The sequence below is a fragment of the Arthrobacter sp. P1_C12_2 genome (genome assembly GCF_056406415.1).
The window spans coordinates 1-19,554 of sequence record NZ_JBFUAF010000001.1; the positions used below are offsets into that span (position 1 = coordinate 1).

Annotated in this window: 18 protein-coding genes; 13 read left to right on the plus strand and 5 right to left on the minus strand. The window is 67.4% G+C overall.

Annotation, left to right across the window (positions count from 1 at the left end):
* Window positions 1–187 (minus strand): hypothetical protein (locus tag AC1DZQ_RS00005; RefSeq protein ID WP_476961534.1); only part of this gene is annotated, 187 nt, incomplete at its 3' end.
* Between the two features lie 146 nt (window positions 188–333).
* Window positions 334–2,265, minus strand: a complete 1,932-nt coding sequence (locus AC1DZQ_RS00010; protein WP_476961535.1) for an FAD-binding monooxygenase — start codon at window positions 2,263–2,265, stop codon at window positions 334–336.
* Window positions 2,266–2,501: 236 nt separating this feature from the next.
* Between AC1DZQ_RS00010 and AC1DZQ_RS00015 the strand changes: the two genes are divergently transcribed.
* Genes AC1DZQ_RS00015 through AC1DZQ_RS00040 form a run of 6 tightly spaced genes read left to right on the plus strand, consistent with a single transcriptional unit; the run spans window position 2,502 to window position 8,981 of the window.
* Window positions 2,502–3,980: a fumarylacetoacetate hydrolase family protein gene (locus tag AC1DZQ_RS00015; protein ID WP_476961536.1), complete on the plus strand. Its 1,479-nt coding sequence runs from the start codon at window positions 2,502–2,504 to the stop codon at window positions 3,978–3,980.
* Window positions 3,973–4,680 carry a GntR family transcriptional regulator gene (locus tag AC1DZQ_RS00020; RefSeq protein WP_476961537.1) on the plus strand — a complete coding sequence of 236 codons (708 nt, stop codon included), beginning with the start codon at window positions 3,973–3,975 and terminating at the stop codon, window positions 4,678–4,680. The genes AC1DZQ_RS00015 and AC1DZQ_RS00020 overlap by 8 nt, the downstream gene beginning before the upstream one ends.
* Window positions 4,681–4,736: 56 nt before the next feature.
* Window positions 4,737–6,251, plus strand: coding sequence for a 5-carboxymethyl-2-hydroxymuconate semialdehyde dehydrogenase (hpaE, locus tag AC1DZQ_RS00025; protein ID WP_476961538.1), 1,515 nt, complete (start codon window positions 4,737–4,739; stop codon window positions 6,249–6,251).
* Between the two features lie 48 nt (window positions 6,252–6,299).
* Complete coding sequence (hpaD, locus tag AC1DZQ_RS00030; RefSeq protein ID WP_277526464.1) at window positions 6,300–7,388, plus strand: 3,4-dihydroxyphenylacetate 2,3-dioxygenase; 1,089 nt, start codon at window positions 6,300–6,302, stop codon at window positions 7,386–7,388.
* A gap of 1 nt (window position 7,389) precedes the next feature.
* A complete protein-coding gene (gene hpaH / locus AC1DZQ_RS00035; RefSeq protein WP_476961539.1) occupies window positions 7,390–8,175 on the plus strand; it encodes a 2-oxo-hept-4-ene-1,7-dioate hydratase in 786 nt (261 codons plus the stop codon).
* Window positions 8,160–8,981 (plus strand): aldolase/citrate lyase family protein, encoded by an 822-nt coding sequence (locus AC1DZQ_RS00040; protein WP_476961540.1) that lies wholly within the window; start codon window positions 8,160–8,162, stop codon window positions 8,979–8,981. Before hpaH ends, AC1DZQ_RS00040 begins: the two co-directional genes overlap by 16 nt.
* Before the next feature lie 107 nt (window positions 8,982–9,088).
* On the opposite strand, the gene AC1DZQ_RS00045 is transcribed toward AC1DZQ_RS00040, so the two are convergent.
* Both AC1DZQ_RS00045 and AC1DZQ_RS00050 read right to left on the minus strand, forming a co-directional pair.
* On the minus strand, window positions 9,089–10,546 hold the full coding sequence (locus AC1DZQ_RS00045) for an amino acid permease (protein ID WP_476953032.1): 1,458 nt from the start codon (window positions 10,544–10,546) through the stop codon (window positions 9,089–9,091).
* Between the two features lie 258 nt (window positions 10,547–10,804).
* The gene (locus AC1DZQ_RS00050; RefSeq protein ID WP_476961541.1) at window positions 10,805–12,457 is read right to left on the minus strand and encodes an ABC-F family ATP-binding cassette domain-containing protein; all 1,653 of its coding nucleotides are present in this window, start codon (window positions 12,455–12,457) and stop codon (window positions 10,805–10,807) included.
* A 188-nt stretch (window positions 12,458–12,645) separates the two neighbouring features.
* On the opposite strand from AC1DZQ_RS00050, the gene AC1DZQ_RS00055 reads away from it, so the two are divergent.
* From AC1DZQ_RS00055 to AC1DZQ_RS00075, 5 genes are all read left to right on the plus strand, one after another.
* Window positions 12,646–13,407: a lysostaphin resistance A-like protein gene (locus AC1DZQ_RS00055; protein WP_476961542.1), complete on the plus strand. Its 762-nt coding sequence runs from the start codon at window positions 12,646–12,648 to the stop codon at window positions 13,405–13,407.
* A 69-nt stretch (window positions 13,408–13,476) separates the two neighbouring features.
* Entirely contained in the window at window positions 13,477–13,917 is a 441-nt protein-coding gene (locus AC1DZQ_RS00060; protein WP_476961543.1) for a VOC family protein, read from the plus strand.
* Window positions 13,918–13,938: 21 nt separating this feature from the next.
* Entirely contained in the window at window positions 13,939–14,892 is a 954-nt protein-coding gene (locus tag AC1DZQ_RS00065; RefSeq protein ID WP_476961544.1) for a 1,4-dihydroxy-2-naphthoyl-CoA synthase, read from the plus strand.
* Between the two features lie 8 nt (window positions 14,893–14,900).
* Window positions 14,901–16,061 (plus strand): AMP-binding protein, encoded by a 1,161-nt coding sequence (locus tag AC1DZQ_RS00070; RefSeq protein ID WP_476961545.1) that lies wholly within the window; start codon window positions 14,901–14,903, stop codon window positions 16,059–16,061.
* Window positions 16,062–16,128: 67 nt separating this feature from the next.
* The gene (locus AC1DZQ_RS00075; protein ID WP_476961546.1) at window positions 16,129–17,010 is read left to right on the plus strand and encodes a 1,4-dihydroxy-2-naphthoate polyprenyltransferase; all 882 of its coding nucleotides are present in this window, start codon (window positions 16,129–16,131) and stop codon (window positions 17,008–17,010) included.
* 83 nt (window positions 17,011–17,093) lie between these two features.
* On the opposite strand, the gene AC1DZQ_RS00080 is transcribed toward AC1DZQ_RS00075, so the two are convergent.
* Complete coding sequence (locus AC1DZQ_RS00080) at window positions 17,094–17,417, minus strand: DUF4229 domain-containing protein (protein WP_476961547.1); 324 nt, start codon at window positions 17,415–17,417, stop codon at window positions 17,094–17,096.
* A gap of 152 nt (window positions 17,418–17,569) precedes the next feature.
* On the opposite strand from AC1DZQ_RS00080, the gene AC1DZQ_RS00085 reads away from it, so the two are divergent.
* Both AC1DZQ_RS00085 and AC1DZQ_RS00090 read left to right on the plus strand, forming a co-directional pair.
* Window positions 17,570–17,998, plus strand: coding sequence for a PLD nuclease N-terminal domain-containing protein (locus AC1DZQ_RS00085; RefSeq protein ID WP_476961548.1), 429 nt, complete (start codon window positions 17,570–17,572; stop codon window positions 17,996–17,998).
* Between the two features lie 515 nt (window positions 17,999–18,513).
* Window positions 18,514–19,503 carry a hypothetical protein gene (locus AC1DZQ_RS00090; RefSeq protein WP_476961549.1) on the plus strand — a complete coding sequence of 330 codons (990 nt, stop codon included), beginning with the start codon at window positions 18,514–18,516 and terminating at the stop codon, window positions 19,501–19,503.
* The last annotated feature ends 51 nt before the right edge of the window (window positions 19,504–19,554 follow it).

Genomic DNA, 19,554 nt, shown 5'->3' on the forward strand with positions numbered 1-19,554 from the left:
CCGTGGGAGTCGCAGCAAACTCATCATGATCCCGAGCGTAAGCCCAAATCCCGACCGCATGCCCCGAAATCCCATACTCACGCAACACCGCACCCTTTTGACCACGCGGGGCAGCCTCGTACTTCTCCAGGATCGAAAGCTTCTCCTCAAGAGTCCGGAACGGCACCTTCCCAGTCGACTTCGTCATGCCCAACCCGCCCGCCTGTCGCGAAGACAATCTGTCTCACGACAGGCTGACAGAGAGGGTATACCGTAGCGCCGGGCCATTGCCGTGTCACGGGACGCTTTCCGTAGCGTCAGTGCGCCATCGGAAGGGTGCCCGTGTGCCGGCGCTTAGCCCGCGTGGTGCTGGAATTCACGGGCGCCGTTGCCTGCTCGCAGGAGGGGCGCGAAGAACGCGGCGAGCTCCGCCGTCGCCGTCAGCGGCAGGACGTTGGCCACGTACTGGTCCGGGCGCACCACCACGACGACGCCGCCGCGGTCGATTCCGCGCAGCTCAAAGATGTCCGCCGCCGGGTCGGTGCCGTAGACCTTCTCCAGGTGGGTGAGCTTGAACGGGCCGACCTCCGGCTTGAACACCGCAGGGACGGTGCAGATATCGATGCCCGTGTGGTCCTGCTGGTAGATCACCTTCACGTCGAACCAGGCATCGCGGTCTGCCCCCGCGGGGGTGGCGGCCAGAGGTGAGTCCGGCGCGCCGGCCAGCCACGCGGCAAAGTCCGTGGCCGGCGACGGCGCTGCCGCCTGTTGTCCCGGCGCTGCCCCGTCCGCGAAGACATAGATGCGCCAGCGGCCGTCCGCCGTGGCCTGGTGGCCGAGCTGGACCGGATTGGTGTCGCAGACCCGCACGACGGGCGCGGACTTGAAGCGCTTGCCGACAGGAAAGCCGGTGGCCAGCTCCTGGTGCGTCGCCTCGGCGACGACCATCGACGGCGAGTACTCGGTCATGAAGCCCGCGGGGAACTCGGCGGTGCGCACGTAGAAGTCCTCGAGTTCGGAGGGGTTCTCGAACTCCTCGGGCTTCTTCGCCATGAGCGTCGACCACACCTTGTCGAAGTCGATGAGGTTCTTCGCGACCACCTGCCGCTCGGCCGAGTACGTGGACAGCAGGCTCTCCGGGCTGCGGCCCTCCAGCACGTGGCCGAGCTTCCAGCCGATGTTGAAGCCGTCCTGCATGGAGACGTTCATGCCCTGGCCGGCCTTGGCGCTGTGCGTGTGGCACGCGTCGCCGGTGATGAACACCCGCGGTGTTCGGGTGCCGAGCTCCTCCGGGAGGACGTCGTCGAACCTGTCGGTCAGGCGGTGGCCCACCTCGTAGACGCTGTGCCAGGCCACGTTGCGCACGTCGAGCGCGTAGGGGTGGATGATCGCGTTGGCCTTCGCGATGATCTGCTCGATGGTGGTCTTGCGGACGGCCCCGTGGTCGTCCGCGGCGACCTCGCCGAGATCGACATACATGCGGAAGAGGTGTCCGCCCTCGCGCGGGATCAGCAGGATGCTGCCGCCGTCGTGGGACTGGATGGCGCATTTGAGGCGGATGTCGGGGAAGTCCGTGGTGGCGAGCACGTCCATGACGCCCCACGCGTGGTTGGCCTGGTCTCCGGCCATGGTGCAGCCGATCGACTCGCGCACCTTGCTGCGGGCGCCGTCCGCGCCGACCACGTACTTGGCCCGCACAATGCGCTCCCGGCCTTCGTCGGGACCGGCGGTGTGCGTCAGAGTCACGGCGACCGGGTACTCGCCCTCGCCGGTGACCTGCAGGCCGCGGAACTCCAGTCCGTAGTCGGGGGTCATTCGGGTGGGGGACATGGCCATGAACTCGGAGAAGTAATCGAGCACGCGGGCCTGGTTGACGATCAGGTGCGGGAACTCGCTGATCCCGCCCGCGTCGTCGAGGGTGCGGGCGCTGCGGACGATGTTCGAGGGGGCCGCGGGGTCCGGCTTCCAGAACGCCATCTCGGTGATGCGGTACGCCTCGGCGATGATGCGCTCGGCGAAGCCGAAGGCCTGGAAGGTCTCGACGCTGCGGGCCTGGATGCCGTCGGCCTGGCCGATGGCGAGCCGGCCCGGCCGGCGCTCCACGATCCGCGTGGTGACGCCCGGGAACTGGGACAGCTGGGCCGCGGCGAGCATGCCTGCGGGGCCGGAGCCCACGATCAGCACATCAACCTCGTCGGGAAGCTGCGTGGGCCTGTCGATGCCGACGCCGGCGGCCGGCTGGACTCGCGGGTCACCGGATACGTAACCGTTGTGGTGGAAATGCACGGGGTTTCCTCACTTCGTTGTGTGGCGGTCTCTCACCGTCGTAGCGTGTTCGATAATAGAACTGCACGTTCGATAATAGAATTTTGGTTCCTGATCCAAAACTGTACGGCAGATATGACGCAGGTTACAAGCGCCCCGAAGAGCCCCGGCGAAAGTCCCGCAAAAGAGGTTGACGCTCCACGCTTCCCGGGCCATAGTATTTCGTATACGATTTCGTACTCGATGAGGAGTAGCACTTGGAACAGGTCACCGACCACACCCTGGCCGCGGCCCGCAAGGTCATCGCGGTGCATATCAACTACCCCAGCCGGGCAGCCCAGCGCGGCCGCACACCCGGGCAGCCCTCCTACTTCCTGAAGCCGTCGTCCTCCCTGGCTCTCGGTTCGGCACAGGCCCCTTCAACCGTGGAACGGCCCGCCGGCTGCGAACTCCTCGGCTTCGAGGGCGAGATCGCCCTGATCATCGGCAAGCCCGCCCGCCGCGTGGGCATCGAGGACGCGTGGAGCCATGTCGAGTCGGTCACCGCCAGCAACGACCTCGGCGTCTACGACCTCCGCTACGCGGATAAGGGCTCCAACCTCCGCTCCAAAGGCGGCGACGGCTTCACACCTGTAGGCCCGGGCCTGATCCCGGCAGACGCCGTCGATCCCGCAAAACTGCGGATCCGCACGTGGCACAACGGCGAGCTGGTCCAGGACGACACCACGGAGGACCTGCTCTTCCCGTTCGCCCGGCTCGTGGCCGATCTGTCCCAGCTGCTCACCCTCGAAGAGGGCGACATCATCCTCACCGGCACCCCCGCCGGGGCGTCGGTGGCCAAGCCGGGCGACGTCGTCGAGGTGGAGGTGGACAATGACGGCGGCGCCCTCACCACCGGCCGGCTGGTCACCCGGGTGGGGGAAGGTACGACGCCGTTCGCGGACTTCGGCGCCCGGCCCAAGACCGATGACCTGCAGCGGGAGGAAGCCTACGGTTCCCGTGAAGCGGCCGGCCTCGCCGCCGTCGGGGCGATCCTGCCACCGGAGCTGAAGGCCAAACTGGAGTCCGTCTGCACGGCCACCCTGTCCTCCCAGCTGCGCAAGCGCGGCCTGAACAACGTCAGCATCGACGGCCTGACCTCCACGCGGCCGGAGCGGCGGATCGTGGGGCTGGCCCGGACCCTGCGCTACGTGCCCAACCGCGAGGACCTGTTCAAGACCCACGGCGGCGGCTTCAACGCCCAGAAGAAGGCCATCGACTCCGTCAACGAGGGCGAGATCCTCGTCATGGAGGCCCGCGGCGAAAAGGGCACCGGCACCATCGGCGACATCCTGGCCCTCCGCGCCCAGGTCCGCGGCGCCGCGGCCATCATCACCGACGGCGGCGTGCGCGACTTCTCCGCCGTGGCAGCCATGGACATGCCCACCTACTATGCCAACCCCCACCCGGCCGTCCTGGGCCGCCGGCACATCCCGTGGGACACGGACATCACCATCGCCTGTGGCGGCACCACCGTGCAGCCCGGGGACATCATCGTCGCCGACGCCGACGGCATCCTGGTGATCCCGCCGGCCCTCGCCGAAGAGCTCGCGGACGACTCCATCGCCCAGGAACGCGAGGAAACCTTCATCGCCGAGATGGTGCAGCAGGGCCACAGTGTGGACGGCCTCTACCCGCTCAACGCCGCATGGCGGACCCGGTACCAGGAATGGGAAGCAGGCAAAGCCAATGACTGACACGGCCAGTGCCGCAGCCACGCCGGCCGGAACGGGGACCTCCGGCAGCAAGTCCGAGCAGGCCTATGCGGCCGTCAAGTCCCGGATCGTGGACGGGACCTACTCCCCCGGCTACCGGCTGGTGCTGGCCAAGATCGCCGAGGACCTGGGCGTCAGCGTGGTGCCGGTCCGTGAAGCCATCCGCCGGCTCGAGGCCGAGGGCCTGGTCAAGTTCGAGCGGAACGTCGGCGCCACGGTGTCCGGCATCGACCCCACCGAATACCTCTACACGATGCAGACCCTCAGCATCGTCGAGGGCGCCGCCACGGCACTCTCGGCCCCGCTGATCGGGGCGGCGGACGTGGCCCGCGCCCGGGCCGTCAACGCGGAGATGCGCGAGTGCCTGCAGCACTTCGACCCCGTCCGGTTCACCCGGCTGAACCAGGACTTCCACAGCGTCCTGTTCGAGCACTGCCCCAATCCGCACATCCTGGACCTCGTTCACCGCGGCTGGAACCGGCTGGCATCGCTGCGGTCCTCCACGTTCCGCTTCGTCCCGGGACGGGCCCACGAGTCGGTGGACGAGCATGAGGCGCTGCTGCAGCTCATCGAGACCGGCGCCAGCCCGGATGACATCGAAAAGGCCGCCCGCCGGCACCGCAGCGCCACCCTTGACGCGTACCTCGCCCAAACCAACACGGGGTCACTTAGCGCCCATTGAGGCGCCCGGCATGGGCCGTAAGTGACCCCGCGTTGCACCATCAGTTAGGAAAAACAATGACGTTTACAGCCGCAGAAACCACCACCCACTACGTTCCGCAGGGTCTTCCCACCCACATCCAGCACTACATCAACGGCGAATTCGTTGATTCCGTGGGCGGGGCAACCTTCGATGTCCTGGACCCGGTCTCCAACACCAACTACGCCACCGCCGCCGCCGGCCAGAAGGAAGACATCGACCTCGCCGTCGCCGCCGCCCGCGAGGCGTTCGTCAACGGCCCGTGGCCGAAGATGAAGCCGCGCGAGCGGGCCCGCGTCCTGAACAAGATCGCCGACGCCGTCGAAGCCCAGGAGGCACGCCTGGCCGAGCTCGAGACCTTCGACACCGGCCTGCCCATCACCCAGGCAAAGGGCCAGGCGCTGCGCGCGGCCGAGAACTTCCGCTTCTTCGCGGACTTGATCGTGGCCCAGTTCGACGACGCCATGAAGGTCCCCGGCGCCCAGATCAATTACGTCAACCGCAAGCCGATCGGCGTCGCCGGGCTCATCACCCCGTGGAACACCCCGTTCATGCTCGAGTCCTGGAAGCTCGCCCCGGCCCTGGCCACCGGCAACACCGTGGTCCTCAAACCGGCCGAATTCACGCCCTTGTCCGCCTCGCTGTGGGCGACGATCTTCAAGGACGCCGGCCTCCCCGACGGCGTGTTCAACCTGGTCAACGGCCTCGGCGAGGAAGCCGGCGATGCCCTGGTCAAGCACCCGGACGTGCCGCTGATCTCCTTCACCGGCGAGACCACCACGGGCCAGACGATTTTCCGCAACGCCGCGGCCAACCTCAAGGGCCTCTCCATGGAGCTCGGCGGCAAGTCCCCGTGCGTCGTGTTCGCCGACGCCGACCTCGACGCCGCGATCGACTCCGCCCTGTTCGGCGTCTTCTCGCTCAACGGCGAGCGCTGCACCGCCGGCTCCCGGATCCTGGTGGAGCGCGCCGTGTACGAGGAATTCTGCGACAAGTACGCCGCCCGCGCCAAGAACATCGTGGTCGGGGACCCGCACGACCCCAAGACCGAGGTCGGCGCGCTGGTCCACCCCGAGCACTACGCCAAAGTGGCCTCCTACGTGGAGATCGGCAAGTCCGAAGGCCGACTGCTGGCCGGCGGCGGCCGCCCTGACCACCTCCCGGAGGGCAACTACATCGCCCCGACGGTGTTCGCCGACGTCGCCCCGGACGCGCGGATCTTCCAGGAGGAGATCTTCGGCCCCGTGGTCGCCATCACCCCGTTCGATAATGACGAGGAGGCCCTCGCCCTCGCGAACAACACCCGGTACGGGCTCGCGGCGTACATCTGGACCCAGAACCTGACCCGGGCCCACAACTTCTCCCAGAATGTCGAGGCCGGCATGGTCTGGCTCAACAGCCACAACGTCCGCGACCTCCGCACCCCGTTCGGCGGCGTCAAGGCCTCCGGCCTGGGCCATGAGGGCGGGTACCGGTCCATCGACTTCTACACCGACCAACAGGCCGTCCACATCAGCCTCGGCGCTGTTCATACGCCTAAATTCGGCGCCTAATTTTCCAGCCGGCGCCAACCAGACCCCTTTCAAAGAAGAGAGAACGCCATGACCAACTTCGTCCCCACACCCACAGTCCCGGCTCCGGACATCGTCCGCTGCGCCTACCTCGAACTCGTGGTCACGGACCTCGCCAAGTCCCGCGAGTTCTATGTGGACCTGCTGGGCCTGCACGTCACCGAGGAAGACGAGAACACCATCTACCTGCGGTCCCTGGAAGAGTTCATCCACCATAACCTGGTGCTGCGTAAGGGTCCCGTGGCCGCTGCGGCCGCCTTCGCCTACCGGGTGAAATCCCCGGCCGAGGTGGACGCCGCCGAGGCCTACTACAAGGAACTGGGCTGCCGCACCGAGCGCCGCAAGGAAGGCTTCACCAAAGGCATCGGCGACGCCGTCCGCGTCGAGGATCCGCTCGGTTTCCCCTACGAATTCTTCTACGAGACCGAACACGTCGAGCGCCTCACGCAGCGCTACGACCTCTACTCCGCCGGCGAGCTGGTGCGGCTGGACCACTTCAACCAGGTCACCCCGGACGTCCCGCGCGGCCGCAAGTACCTTGAAGACCTGGGCTTCCGCGTCTCCGAGGACATCAAGGACTCCGACGGCGTCACGTACGCCGCGTGGATGCACCGCAAGCAGACCGTGCACGACACCGCCCTGACCGGCGGCAACGGCCCGCGGCTGCACCACATTGCCTTCGCCACGCACGAGAAGCACAACATCATCCAGATCTGCGACAAGATGGGCGCCCTGCGCATCTCGGACCGGATCGAACGAGGCCCCGGCCGGCACGGTGTCTCCAATGCGTTCTACCTCTACATCCTGGACCCGGACGGCCACCGCATCGAGATCTACACCCAGGATTACTACACCGGCGACCCGGACAACCCCACCATCACCTGGGACGTCCACGACAACCAGCGCCGCGACTGGTGGGGCAACCCCGTGGTCCCCTCCTGGTACACCGAGGCCTCCCTGGTCCTGGACCTCGACGGCAACCCGCAGCCCGTGATCGTCCGTGAGGAAAAAAGCGAAATGGCTGTCACCGTGGGCGCCGACGGCTTCTCCTACACCCGCAAGGAAGAGGACGGCCCCGCCGGGGAGAAGACGGGCTTCAAGCTCGGAGCGCAGGTTTAGCGTGCTGGATCCCGCGACGATCGAGGCCATCGCAGACGAACTGCTGGAAGCCGGCCGCAGCCGGACACCGGTCCCCCGCCTGACCGCCCGCTACCCGGAGATGACGGTGGAGGACTCCTACGCCGTCCAGCAGCTGTGGCGGCGCCGCAACGAGGACGCCGGACGCCGGCTCGTGGGCCGCAAGATCGGCCTCACGTCCAGGGCGATGCAGGCCGCCACCGGCATCACCGAGCCGGACTACGGCGCGATCTTCGATGACATGGTGCTGGAAACCGGCTGCGCGGTGCGGTGGGACCAATACACCCACCCGCGGGTCGAAGTGGAACTGGCGTTCGTGCTGAAGAAGGACCTGGCCGGCCCCGGCTGCACCATCTTCGACGTCCTGAACGCCACCGATTACGTGGTCCCGGCCCTCGAGATCCTGGACTCCCGGATCGAAATGGAGGGCCGGACCATCGTGGACACCATCGCCGACAACGCCGCAATGGGCGCCATGGTGGTGGGCGGAAACCCCGTCCGTCCCGACGCCGTGGACCTCCGCTGGGTCTCCGCCATCCTCTACAAGAACCAGACCGTGGAGGAAACCGGCGTCGCGGCAGGGGTCCTTGACCACCCGGCCAACGGCGTGCACTGGCTCGCCAACAAGATCGCCGCCCACGGCGACGGCATGAAGGCCGGCGACATCATCCTCGCCGGCTCCTTCACCCGGCCCCTTTGGGTGTACAAAGGTGACACCGTGCACGCCGACTACGGACCGCTGGGGAGCATCACATGCCGCTTCGAGTAGAACCCGACGCAACCTTCAAGCACGCCCTGGCCGCGGCGGACCGCCCGCTGGCCGGGATGTGGGTGTGCTCCGGCAGCCCGCTGGTCGCCGAGCTGTGCGCCGGGGCCGGCCTGGACTGGCTCCTGATCGATGCCGAGCACAGCCCCAACGGCCTCGAATCGATCCTGGCCCAGATGCAGGCCGTGCACGGCTACCCGGTTCTTCCGGTGGTCCGGCCGCCGGTGAACGACACGGTGCTCATCAAGCAGTACCTGGACCTGGGCGTCCAGAACCTGCTGATCCCCATGGTGAACTCGGCAGCCGAGGCGGAGGCCGCCGTGGCCGCCACCCGCTACCCGCCGCACGGCGTCCGCGGCGTCGGTTCTGCCCTGGCCCGGGCCGCGCGCTGGAACCGCATCCCGGACTACCTCTCCCGCGCTTCCGAAACCGTCAGCGTCACCGTGCAGATCGAGTCCGTTGCCGCGGTTGCCGCGGTGGAGAACATCCTGGCGGTGGACGGCGTCGACGCGATCTTCCTGGGGCCCTCCGACCTCGCCGCCTCCATGGGGCTGCTGGGCCAGCAGGAACACCCCCGGGTGCGCGCCGCCGTCGAACACTGCCTTGCCGCCGCCACAGCGGCCGGCAAACCTGCCGGCGTGAACGCCTTCAATCCCGCAACGGCCCGCGCCTACCTGGCAGCCGGCGCTGCCTTCGTGCTGGTCGGGGCCGACGTGTCCATCTTGGCCCGCGGCTCCGAGGCACTCGCCGCCGACTTCATCCCACCGGACCCGGTGGTTGAACCCGGCGGCACCCCCGCCAGCTACTGAAGGCTCTCCGCTTTAAACGCGGTTAAACGCGACGGCGGCAGCCACCTCCTGAAGGTGGCTGCCGCCGTCGTCGCAGTACAGCGTGCCGCGCGTCGGACCGGTGGGTCCTAGCTGTAGAGCTCGCTCTTGGGCGCGTTGTTCTTGACCTTCTGCCAGCCCAGCCACAGCACCAGCGCGAAGAACGGAACGGTGGCCAGGGTCCAGAGGCCCAGGTGGAAGACCTCGCCGGTCTTGCTGGTCATGGTGTCGAAGCCGATCAGCACGGTGATGGCCAGCAGCGCGACCAGTCCGGCCCAGCTGGTCCACGGCGAGCCCGGCATGGGCAGGCTGGAGACGCGGCCCTTCTGGTGGCGCAGCGCGATCTGGCTGGCGAAGATGGCGCCCCACGTGAAGATCACGCCGATCGAGGCGGTGTTCAGCGCCAGGTCGAAGGCGTGCGAGCCGCCCAGCCAGATGTTCAGCAGGATGCCCACGAGGTAGAAGGCAGCGATCGCCAGGATGGCCGCGTACGGCACGTGGCGCTTGGACATCCGGGTGAGCCACTGCGGGGCATGCCCGTTGTTGGCCATGGTGCGGAAGACGCGGCCGATCGAGTACAGGCCCGAGTTGCAGGAGGACAGCGCGGCGGTGATGACGATCATGTTCATGACGTCGCCCACCCAGCCGAGGCCCATCTGGCCAAACACGGTGACGAACGGGGACACGCCGGCCTTGTACTGGTCCGAGGGCAGCAGCATGGCCAGCAGCAGCACGGAACCAACGTAGAAGACCACAATGCGCAGAACGACGGCGCGGATGGCCTTGGGCACTTCGCGCTTGGCGTTTTCCATCTCGCCGGCGGTGATGCCGACGAGTTCGATGCCGTTGTAGGCGAAGATCACGGCGTTGAGCACGAGGACCATCACCAGGGCGCCCTTGGGGAACATCCCGCCGTCGTCGGCAAAGAGGTTGGCCACAGAGGCATGGCCCGTGCCGACCTTGGCGTTGGTGACCACCATGAAGGTGCCGACGGCCAGGAAGATCAGGATGGCGCCGACCTTGAGGCAGGACGCCCAGAATTCAAACTCGCCGAACGCCTTGACGCTGAGCAGGTTGACGGCCACGAGCAGCGCGAGGGCGGCAATCGCGGAGGCTTCCACCGGGACGTTGGGGAAGAAGAACTGGAAGTACAGCCCGATCGCGATCAGTTCCGCGATCCCGGTCATGCCCCAGTTGATGAAGTACATCCAGCCGGAGAGGAAGGCGCCCTTCTTGCCGAACATTTCGCCGGCGTAGCTGACAAAGGAGCCCGAGGTCTGGCGGTACATGATGAGCTCGCCCAGTGCCCGCATGAGCAGGTAGGCGATCACGCCGGCGATGGCGTAGGAGAAGATCAGCGCCGGGCCCGTGGAGGCCAGGCGTCCGCCGGCGCCCATGAACAGGCCGACGCCGATCGCGCCGCCCATCGAGATCATCGTCACGTGGCGCCCGCTCAGGGTCTTCTTATAGCCCTCGGCGCTGAGGGTCGAGTCGACGGCGGATTCCGCGGGCGCGCTCTTGAGTTCTGTGGGGGTAATTGATGGCACAACGGTTCCTTGTAGGTCGGATTATGGCCGGGACGGGACCGGGATTCGGTTACCGGTTCTGCCCGGGGGGCAGCAACATGTACCGAACCTCACAAGGAGTCAAACCCTCGCGCGGCTCATCCATCGTACTAGAATTCCCGGCCTGGCCGTGACGCGGGCAACACCAGTCAGGCACTATGCCTAATTAGTGACGCTTGATCTGTGGAATGGCCGAACAATGTTCTATTTGGGCTTCGAAAATCCCGGCGAATCGTTCCACTACGCCAGTGCGCCGTCCCGCATGGCGTACCGGAGCCAGTTCCCGGTGCCGTTTTGCCCGGCGCCTGCCCCGCTTCGCTTGGCGCAGGTGCTGAACCACTCCCCCAGCGCGCGGTCGTGGCTGACCATGACCAGTGTCCCTGCGAAATCGGACAGGGCCGCTTCAAGCTGTTCCACCAGCACGGGCGCCAGGTGGTTGGTGGGCTCATCCACCAGCATCGTCCCGAACCCGCCGAGCAGGAGCCGGGCCAGCGCCAGCCTGCGTTGCTGCCCCGCGGAAAGGCTGCCCACCGGCACGTGGAATTCGCTGGTCCGGAAGAGCCCCAGGCGCAGCAGCGCCTCGGCGTGCTCATCGATGTTGCCGCCCAGGCCCGCGGCAAAAGCGGGCAGGAGCCGCAGTCCCGGGCGCTTTGGGAGTTCCAGTTCCTGCTGCAGGTAGCCGATCCGGCCGTGCCTCACCACTTTGCCCTGGGCCGGGTCCAGCGTGCCGGCGAGGACGGAGAGCAGCGTGGATTTGCCGGCACCGTTGGGGCCCGTGATGAGGATTTTCTGGCCCGCTTCCACCCGGAAGTCCGTGCGTTCCAGGCGGCCGGGCACCGCGACCCCCTTCGCTTCAAGAGCCGGGCCTTCCGCCACGTCCGCCCGCAGATCCGCCGCCAGCTTCAGGGGCACGGGGGGACGGTCAATGGGGTTCGCCTCCAGCCTGCGCAGACGCTCCTGGGCATTGCGGACCTTGCTGGTGGCCGCCTTTTGCCACGTGCCGGCCTTGAAGTCGAACCCCATTTTGTCGCCGTCGCGCTGGCGGGCGTAGCCCATCTTCCCCGCGACCGTGTCCGCCTGGAGCCGTTCGGCTGCCATCGCGTCCAGCCACCCGTGGTACTGCTGCGCCCAGCGCTGGCGTTCGGCAGCTTTCTCCCGCAGGTAGCCTTCATAGCCGTTCCCATACCGGCTGACCGACCGGCGTTCGGCATCCACCTCAATCACGGTTGACGCCACTTTGCGCAGCAGCACGCGGTCGTGGGAGACCACCACCACGGTGCCGCGGTGCGCCGCCAGCCGCGCCTCCAGCCAGGCCGTGCCGCTGGCGTCCAGGTGGTTGGTGGGCTCGTCCAGAAGCAGGATGTCCGCGGGGTCGGCGAGTACGCAGGCCAGTGCCACCCGTTCCTGTTCCCCGCCGGACAGCGAGCCAAGTGTCCGCATCCGGTCCAGCCCGCCCAGGCCGAGCCTGTCCAGCGCCGCCTCCACCCGGGATTCCGCGGCGTAGCCTTCCCTGAGCTGGTACTGCGTCTGCAGGTTCCCGTATCGCTCCAGTTCGTCCGCTTCCGCGCCCGCCAGCCCGTCCTCCAGCCGGTCCAGCTCGGCCTCCAGCGCGCGGAGTGATTCCAGGGCTGCGTCGATCGCGTTGCTGACAGTGAACTGATCCGGCAGGCCATGGGTCTGGGCCAGGTAGCCCACGCGGCCGTGGCTGACGGACGTACCCTCGTCCGGGGCCTCGAATCCGGCCAGGATCCGCAGCAGCGTGGATTTGCCCGCGCCGTTTTCGCCGACGATCGCCACATGTTCACCGGCCGTGATGGCAATGTCGACGCCGGCAAAGAGCTGGCGGTCCCCATAGCCGTGGGATACGCCCGAAAGGCGGAGATGTTCGCTCAAGGAGTCCTCGCAAGTAGGTGCCAGCCTGCCCGACGGCGGCTTGCGTCCCCAGTATGGCACCGGGGGCCGTCGCTGAGGCACTCGCACTGGCACTGGGAACTGGCACTGGGAACTGGCACTGAGGGCTGAGGCGCCTGCCGGACGTTGTACTGGACCGCGTCCCCTTGCCTCGGCGCTAGGCTGGGGACATGGGCACAGCTCTCCGCACACCACCCGCGCCGCAGCCGGAGCTTTACCGGTTCTCGCGGCTCGATTTCATCACGGTTGGACTCTACGTTGCCGTGGCCGGCTTATTCGCCGTGGCGGGCGGGTTGCTGGAGCCGCTGCTGCTGGGGATTTCGCCCAATCCTGCGGTGGCGTCCTACGCGGTGAACCTGATCTTTTACGCGACCATCGGCGTCCTTGCCCTGACCGCCGCGCGGCGTGTAGCCGCCCGCGACCTCCGCGTCCTTGCCACAAGGCCCTGGTTCACGGCGCTCATGGTGCCGCTGACCGTCGTGGCGATGCTCATCCTCACCGCGATTCTCGTGGCCATCAGCGGACCGGTGCAGACCTCCGCCAACCAGGCCGGGCTCCAAGCGCTCATGCAGCAGGTCCCGGTCTGGCTCATGGTGCCCCTGCTGGTGCTGGTCGGTCCGTTCGTCGAGGAATACATTTTCCGCCATCTGTTGATCGGCAAACTGAGCCGCCGGGTCAACCTCTGGGTCTGCTGCGCCCTGTCCGTGATCCTCTTCGCAGCTCTGCACATCGTGGGCCAGGAGCAAATGACCCTGCAGGTGCTGATGCCGTACCTCGCCATGGGCGCCGTCCTGGTGTTCGTGTACGTCTGGACCGGGAAGAACGTGATGTTCTCCTACTTCGTCCACGCCTCCAAGAACCTCCTCGCGGTGATCTTCATCTACGCGATTCCGCCGGAGGTCCTCGAACAGCTCCAGCAGGTCCAGGGCTAGCCGAAGCAACGCGGGAGGTCTGCGGGCCGGGTACTTCCGGTGAGGGCGGCCACCCCGTAGGTTCTTTCCATGACACTGAACATCCAGATCGTCGTCGACTGCAAGAACCCGCACGAGCTAGCCGACTGGTGGGCCGAAACCCTGGAATGGGCCGTGGAGCCGCAGGATGAGGGTTTCATCCGCTCCATGATCGAGCAGGGCTTCGCCACGGAGGCAGAGACCACCACACACCACGGCAGGCTCGTGTGGCGCGAGGGCGCCGCCATCCGCCCGCCCGCGGAACTCGACGCCAAAGCGCCCGCGCACCGCGTCTTGTTCCAAATTGTCCCGGAGGAAAAAGCGGTCAAAAACCGGGTCCATTGGGACGTGCGGCTCGCGGGCGCGGACAAGGACGCCGTGCGGGCCGCGCTCGAAGCCCGCGGCGCCACGTTCCTCTGGTCCGCCAGCCAGGGGCCGCATTCCTGGCACACCATGGCGGACCCGGAAGGCAACGAGTTCTGCATCAGCTGACGCGATTACTAGACTCGGACTGTGAGCAACGAAATCCCCGCCAAGGTATCCGACGTCTTTGACCCCTCCCGGTGGCGCACCGTGTCCGGTTTCGACGACTTCCAGGACATGACCTACCACCGGCAGGTGGAGCGCTCCGCCGACGGAGAAGTGGTCCGGGACCTGCCCACCGTCCGCATCGCCTTCGACCGGCCCGACGTCCGCAATGCCTTCAGGCCCGGCACCGTGGACGAGCTCTACCGCGCCATGGACCACGCCCGGATGACCCCGGACGTGGCCGCCGTCCTGCTCACCGGAAACGGCCCCTCCCCCAAGGACGGCGGGCACTCGTTCTGCTCCGGCGGGGACCAGCGGATCCGCGGCCGTGATGGTTACCGGTACGCCAATGGGGAAACGACGGAAACCATCGACCCGGCCCGCGCCGGCCGGCTCCACATCCTGGAAGTCCAGCGGCTCATGCGCACCATGCCCAAGGTGGTCATCGCCGTCGTCAACGGCTGGGCAGCCGGCGGCGGGCACTCCCTCCACGTCGTCTCGGACCTGACGATCGCCTCCCGCGAGCACGGCAAGTTCAAGCAGACCGATGCCACCGTGGGAAGTTTCGACGCCGGCTACGGCTCGGCCCTCCTGGCCCGCCAGATCGGCCAGAAAGCCGCCCGGGAAATCTTCTTCCTGGCCCGCGAATATTCCGCCGAGGACATGGTCCGGATGGGCGCCGTGAACGAGGCCGTGGACCACGCGCGCCTCGAGGAGGTCGCCCTGGAGTACGCCGCGGACATTGCCCGGCAGTCCCCGCAGGCCATCCGCATGCTCAAGTTCGCCTTCAACCTGGCCGACGACGGCCTGGCCGGCCAGCAGGTCTTCGCCGGCGAGGCGACCCGCCTGGCGTACATGACCGACGAGGCCGTGGAGGGCAAGGAGGCCTTCCTCGAGAAGCGCGATCCCGACTGGTCCGCATTCCCGTACTACTTCTAAGGCGCGCTGTGACTTCCGGAGCCATAAACATCGAGCCTGCCCTCAAGGCGCTGGCTGCTGCCCTCCACGGCGAGGGACCCGCCGTCGAGCTCTCCGCCGGGCCGGACGGCTCGCCGGTGCTGGGATTCCCTGAAACGTCGGGCATCGAGGACGCGGCGGTCGTGGTCCGGACCTCCGGGTCCACCGGCACACCGAAGGCGACCGTCCTGACCGTCGATGCCCTGGCTGCGTCGTCCATGGCGACCGCCTTTGCCCTGAAGGGCGAGGGGCAGTGGCTGCTGGCCCTTCCCGTCCAGTATGTGGCCGGCGTCCAGGTGCTGGTCCGCTCGCTCTTTGCGGGGACCCGACCGTGGGTCATGGACCTGTCCGGCGGTTTTACGCCGGAGGCCTTCACCGCCGCGGCGCTGGAGCTCACGGACAAGCTCCGTTTCACCTCGCTGGTGCCCACCCAGCTCCAGAGGCTGCTGGAAGCGCCCTCCGACGGGACGCTGGCGGTGCTGCGGCGCTTCAACGCCATCCTGCTCGGCGGCGGTCCCGCGTCCGCGGAGCTACTCGCAGCGGCCCGGGACGCCGGAGTGCGGGTGGTGACCACCTACGGCTCGTCCGAGACCTGCGGCGGGTGCGTGTACGACGGCTTCCCGCTCGAGGACGTCCTGGTCCGGGTGGAGGACGACGGCCGCATCCTGCTGGGCGGGGCAACCATCGCCGCCGGCTATCTCCAGGCCCCCGAACTCTCGGCAGCGACTTTCAGCGAAGCGGACGGCGTCCGCTGGTACCGGACCAACGACCTCGGTGAACTGGACGCTGACGGCCGGCTCACCGTACTCGGCCGGGCCGACGACGTCGTCATCACCGGTGGCGTCAAAGTTTCCGCCGCCCATGTCCAGGCTGAGCTGGAAAAGCTCGACGGCGTGCTGGCGGCTTTTGTCACCGGTGTGCCGTCCGCCGAATGGGGCCACGCCCTGGCTGCGTACGTCGCCGTCGCCGACAGTTCCCCCGAAGGCCTGGCGGCGTTCGCCGACCGCCGGAACGGGACCTGGGCACCGGCGCTGGGCGCCCTGGTCCCGAAAACGGTCCTGCCTGCCGCGGAACTGCTCATGCTGCCCAACGGCAAACCGGACCGCATGGGGATGACGGTCCTGCTGGAGGCACTCCATCAGGGAAAATAGACAAGCCGCCTCCGGCCGGCGCTTCAACCAACCAACGAGTATTCAACCAACCAACGAGGTACTGACCGTGGCCACAGCCGCACAATGGATCCAAGGCGCCCGACTGCGCACGCTGCCGGCTGCGATCGCACCGGTGCTGATCGGCAGCGCAGCCGCCTACGAGATGGATTCGTTCATCCTGCTGAACGCCGTACTGGCCGCCCTGGTCGCCCTGCTCCTGCAGATCGGCGTCAACTACGCCAACGACTACTCGGACGGCATCCGAGGCACGGATGAGGACCGGGTGGGTCCCCTCCGGCTGGTGGGCTCGGGTGCCGCCAGCCCGGAGCACGTCAAACGGGCCGCCTTCGCGGCGTTCGGGCTGGCGATGCTGTTCGGCCTGATCCTGGTGATCATCACGCAGGCCTGGTGGCTCATTCTGGTCGGCGTCGGCTGCGTGCTGGCCGCCTGGGGCTATACCGGCGGCAAGAACCCGTACGGCTACCTCGGCCTGGGCGACGTCTTCGTGTTTGTGTTCTTCGGGCTCGTGGCAACGCTAGGCACCACGTACACGCAGGCTGGGCAGCTAAGCCTCGCCGCCATCATCGGTGCGATCGGCACCGGGCTGATCGCGTGCGCCCTGCTGATGGCCAACAACGTCCGCGATATCCCGACCGACCGAAAGGCGGGAAAGAAGACCCTGGCCGTCCGGCTCGGGGACAAGCATGCGCGCGAAAGCTATGTGCTGATGCTCGCCGTCGCGATCCTGCTGGTCATCGTCCTGGCCCCGGCACGACCGTGGATGCTGATCGTGCTCCTGCTGATCCCCGCCAGCCTCATGCCGTCCTGGCTGATGATCGCCGGGCGGCGGCGCAAGAGCCTGATCCCCGTCCTGAAACAGACCGGACTAATCAACCTCGGCTTCGCCACACTGTTTTCACTCGGGCTCGTCCTCAGCCACGGGTTCTAAGCCGGGAGTTCTCAGCCAGAAGCTCTGAGCCGCGGCTTCCCCGGGCTCCCGCTTCCCAGTGCTGCCGGGAATCAGCCCGGGGCTCAGGCCCCGGGATCCCTGGAATCTTTGGGGCGGTTATCCGTGCGGACGGCAATGTCGGGGTTCGCGTCCACGAGGCGGTCTTCGGCCTCGGCGTCGGCCACCTCGCCGGCGCTGCGCATCGGCTTGGCCTTGCCCGAGAACCGGTGGTGGAGCGTCGCGGTGGCAGCGTCGCGCTGCTTCTGGAAGAACAGGAAGCTGACGGCGAAGGACATCATCCCGGCGCACAGGGCGGCCAGGAGCACCCCCAACTGCAGGTAGAGGAAAAGCGCAAACAAGGGCGCAAACAGCGCCAGCCGAATCAGGGTGTATTTGAGGAAAGCCACCCCTCAAGTTTAGCCGCCAGGACGGCGCGCTGCTCCGGCCATCCCGCTCCCCGCGACTGCGGTGCCGGCGGCCTGCCCCAGGACACGTGACCGGCACAGTCACCGGCACAGTGACCGGCGCCGTCGAGGCGCCCGACCGCTAGACTAAACGTATGCTCCGTGTAGTGGTTCCGATCGTCATACTGGCCGTATTTGTCTATGGACTGGTCGACCTCATCCGCACTGACGCGCGGCTGACCAGGGGCATCTCGAAGACCGCCTGGATCTTCGTGCAGATCCTGCTCCCCGTGGTCGGCGCCCTCATCTGGTTCCTCATTGGACGCCCCCGCGCCACGGACACCGCACCGGTCGCCTACAGCCACCCGGTAGCGCCCGATGACGACCCCGAGTTCCTGCGCAACCTTGAAATCCGCCACCGCAACCAGGCAGAGGCCGACAAGCTAAAGAAGCTCAAGGAAGAATTCGACGCCAAGGAACGCAAGCTCGACGCCGACAACGCCGACGCCGGCGGCACCGAAGGCGCCGGGGATGCCCACGAACCCGGCGACGCCGGAACGCCCGGCACTGACGAAGTTAAGTAGCAGCAATCCGACCCGATCTCCGGTCGGCATTCCTGTGACTTTTCGCAGAGCGCGGCGGATAGTTCACGGCCTCGAATGGCCGTTTCGTCGTTCCTGCGGAAGGCTGAACGGGCGCTGAGTTTCGCTGGTGGTGCCCCCGGGCATCCCATTGCGGCCATTCACCACGGATGGCCGGAATCCCCGCCTCCAAGCCGCCATGTCCGGCGAATGGCCGCCACTCATCCGCTCATTCCCTCCAGCTCTGGCCAGTGTGTCGCCGCGCCGGGCCCCGGCGTCCCCTTACCCTCTTCGGCCGTCCCCATGGCCCTGGGACACCAACTGCATATCCCCGGGCACCCAATTGCTGCCATTCACCACGTATGGCCGGAATCCCGCCTCTAAGCGGCCATCTCCGGCAAATGGCCGCCACTCATCCGCACCCGCGCCTGCTGCTCACTCGATCCACTCCTCCCCCACACCCTGCCAGCTCTGTGGATAACCTCCGAGCCCCCTCGGCGCGGGAGCAGAATGCGCGTATGCGCAAGCCCAGTGAGCTTCCCCCGCACCTTCGAAACCGGCCCTTCACCGTGGCTGAGGCCCGCACTGCCGGGCTGAGCCGACACCGGACCCGGGCCCGGGATCTCGTCAGCCCCTGCTACGGAGTGCGCGCCATGGCCGCCACCCCGGATAGTTTGCTGGAACGCGTGCATGCCCTGACTGCGGTGACGGACGCAGTCGTGAGCCATCTGTCTGCGGCAGTGCTGTGGGGCTTCCCCCTGCCGCAGGCCTTGGCGAACCTGTCTGTCGTCCATCTGACGAGTCGGCCGGGCCAGCGGGCTGTGCGCCACAAGCATGTGGTGGGCCATCAGCAGTCACTCGAACGGGAGGAGATCGTGCCCGGGGTCCGGGTGAGCTGCACTTCCCCGTTGCGGACGTGGTTCGATCTCGCCGGCATACTGTGCCTCGATGAATTGGTGATTGCCGGGGACTTCCTGTTACGGCGGAGAAACCCACTGACCACCATCGACGCGCTGGACGCCTACCTCGCCGGGAAGCAGGGCGGGGCGGGCTACCGGCGCGCTATGCTTGCCCGTTCCCTGATGCGCGCCGATACGGACTCCCCCAAGGAGACCGAACTCCGGCTGCTTTTGATTCGGCATGGCTTGCCCGAGCCCGGGGTCAACGTCCCCATGTTCGACGAGACCGGCGGTTGGATCCAGGACCCGGATCTCTCCTACGAGCAGGAAAAGATCGCGATTCAATACGACGGCGGGCATCATGCCAGTCCGGCCCAGCGTCGCAGCGACATCTTCCGGGACGAGAACGCCAGGGATGCCGGATGGCGCGTCGTCGTATTGACCCAATGGCATTTGACCCCATTCGCTCCTGGGATGGAGCCGGCTGCGGTTACCCGCGTGCGTGCGGCCCTGACGGAGCGCGGCTGGACTCCCGACCCGGTTCCGAGGCCTGGTCGTCGTAAGAGTGCCCGCACCGCCCAGCTCCCACCTGACACGAATGGCCGCTAAGCACGGTGGCATTGCGGCCATCTGTGGCGAATCGACGGAGTGCGGGTCCGC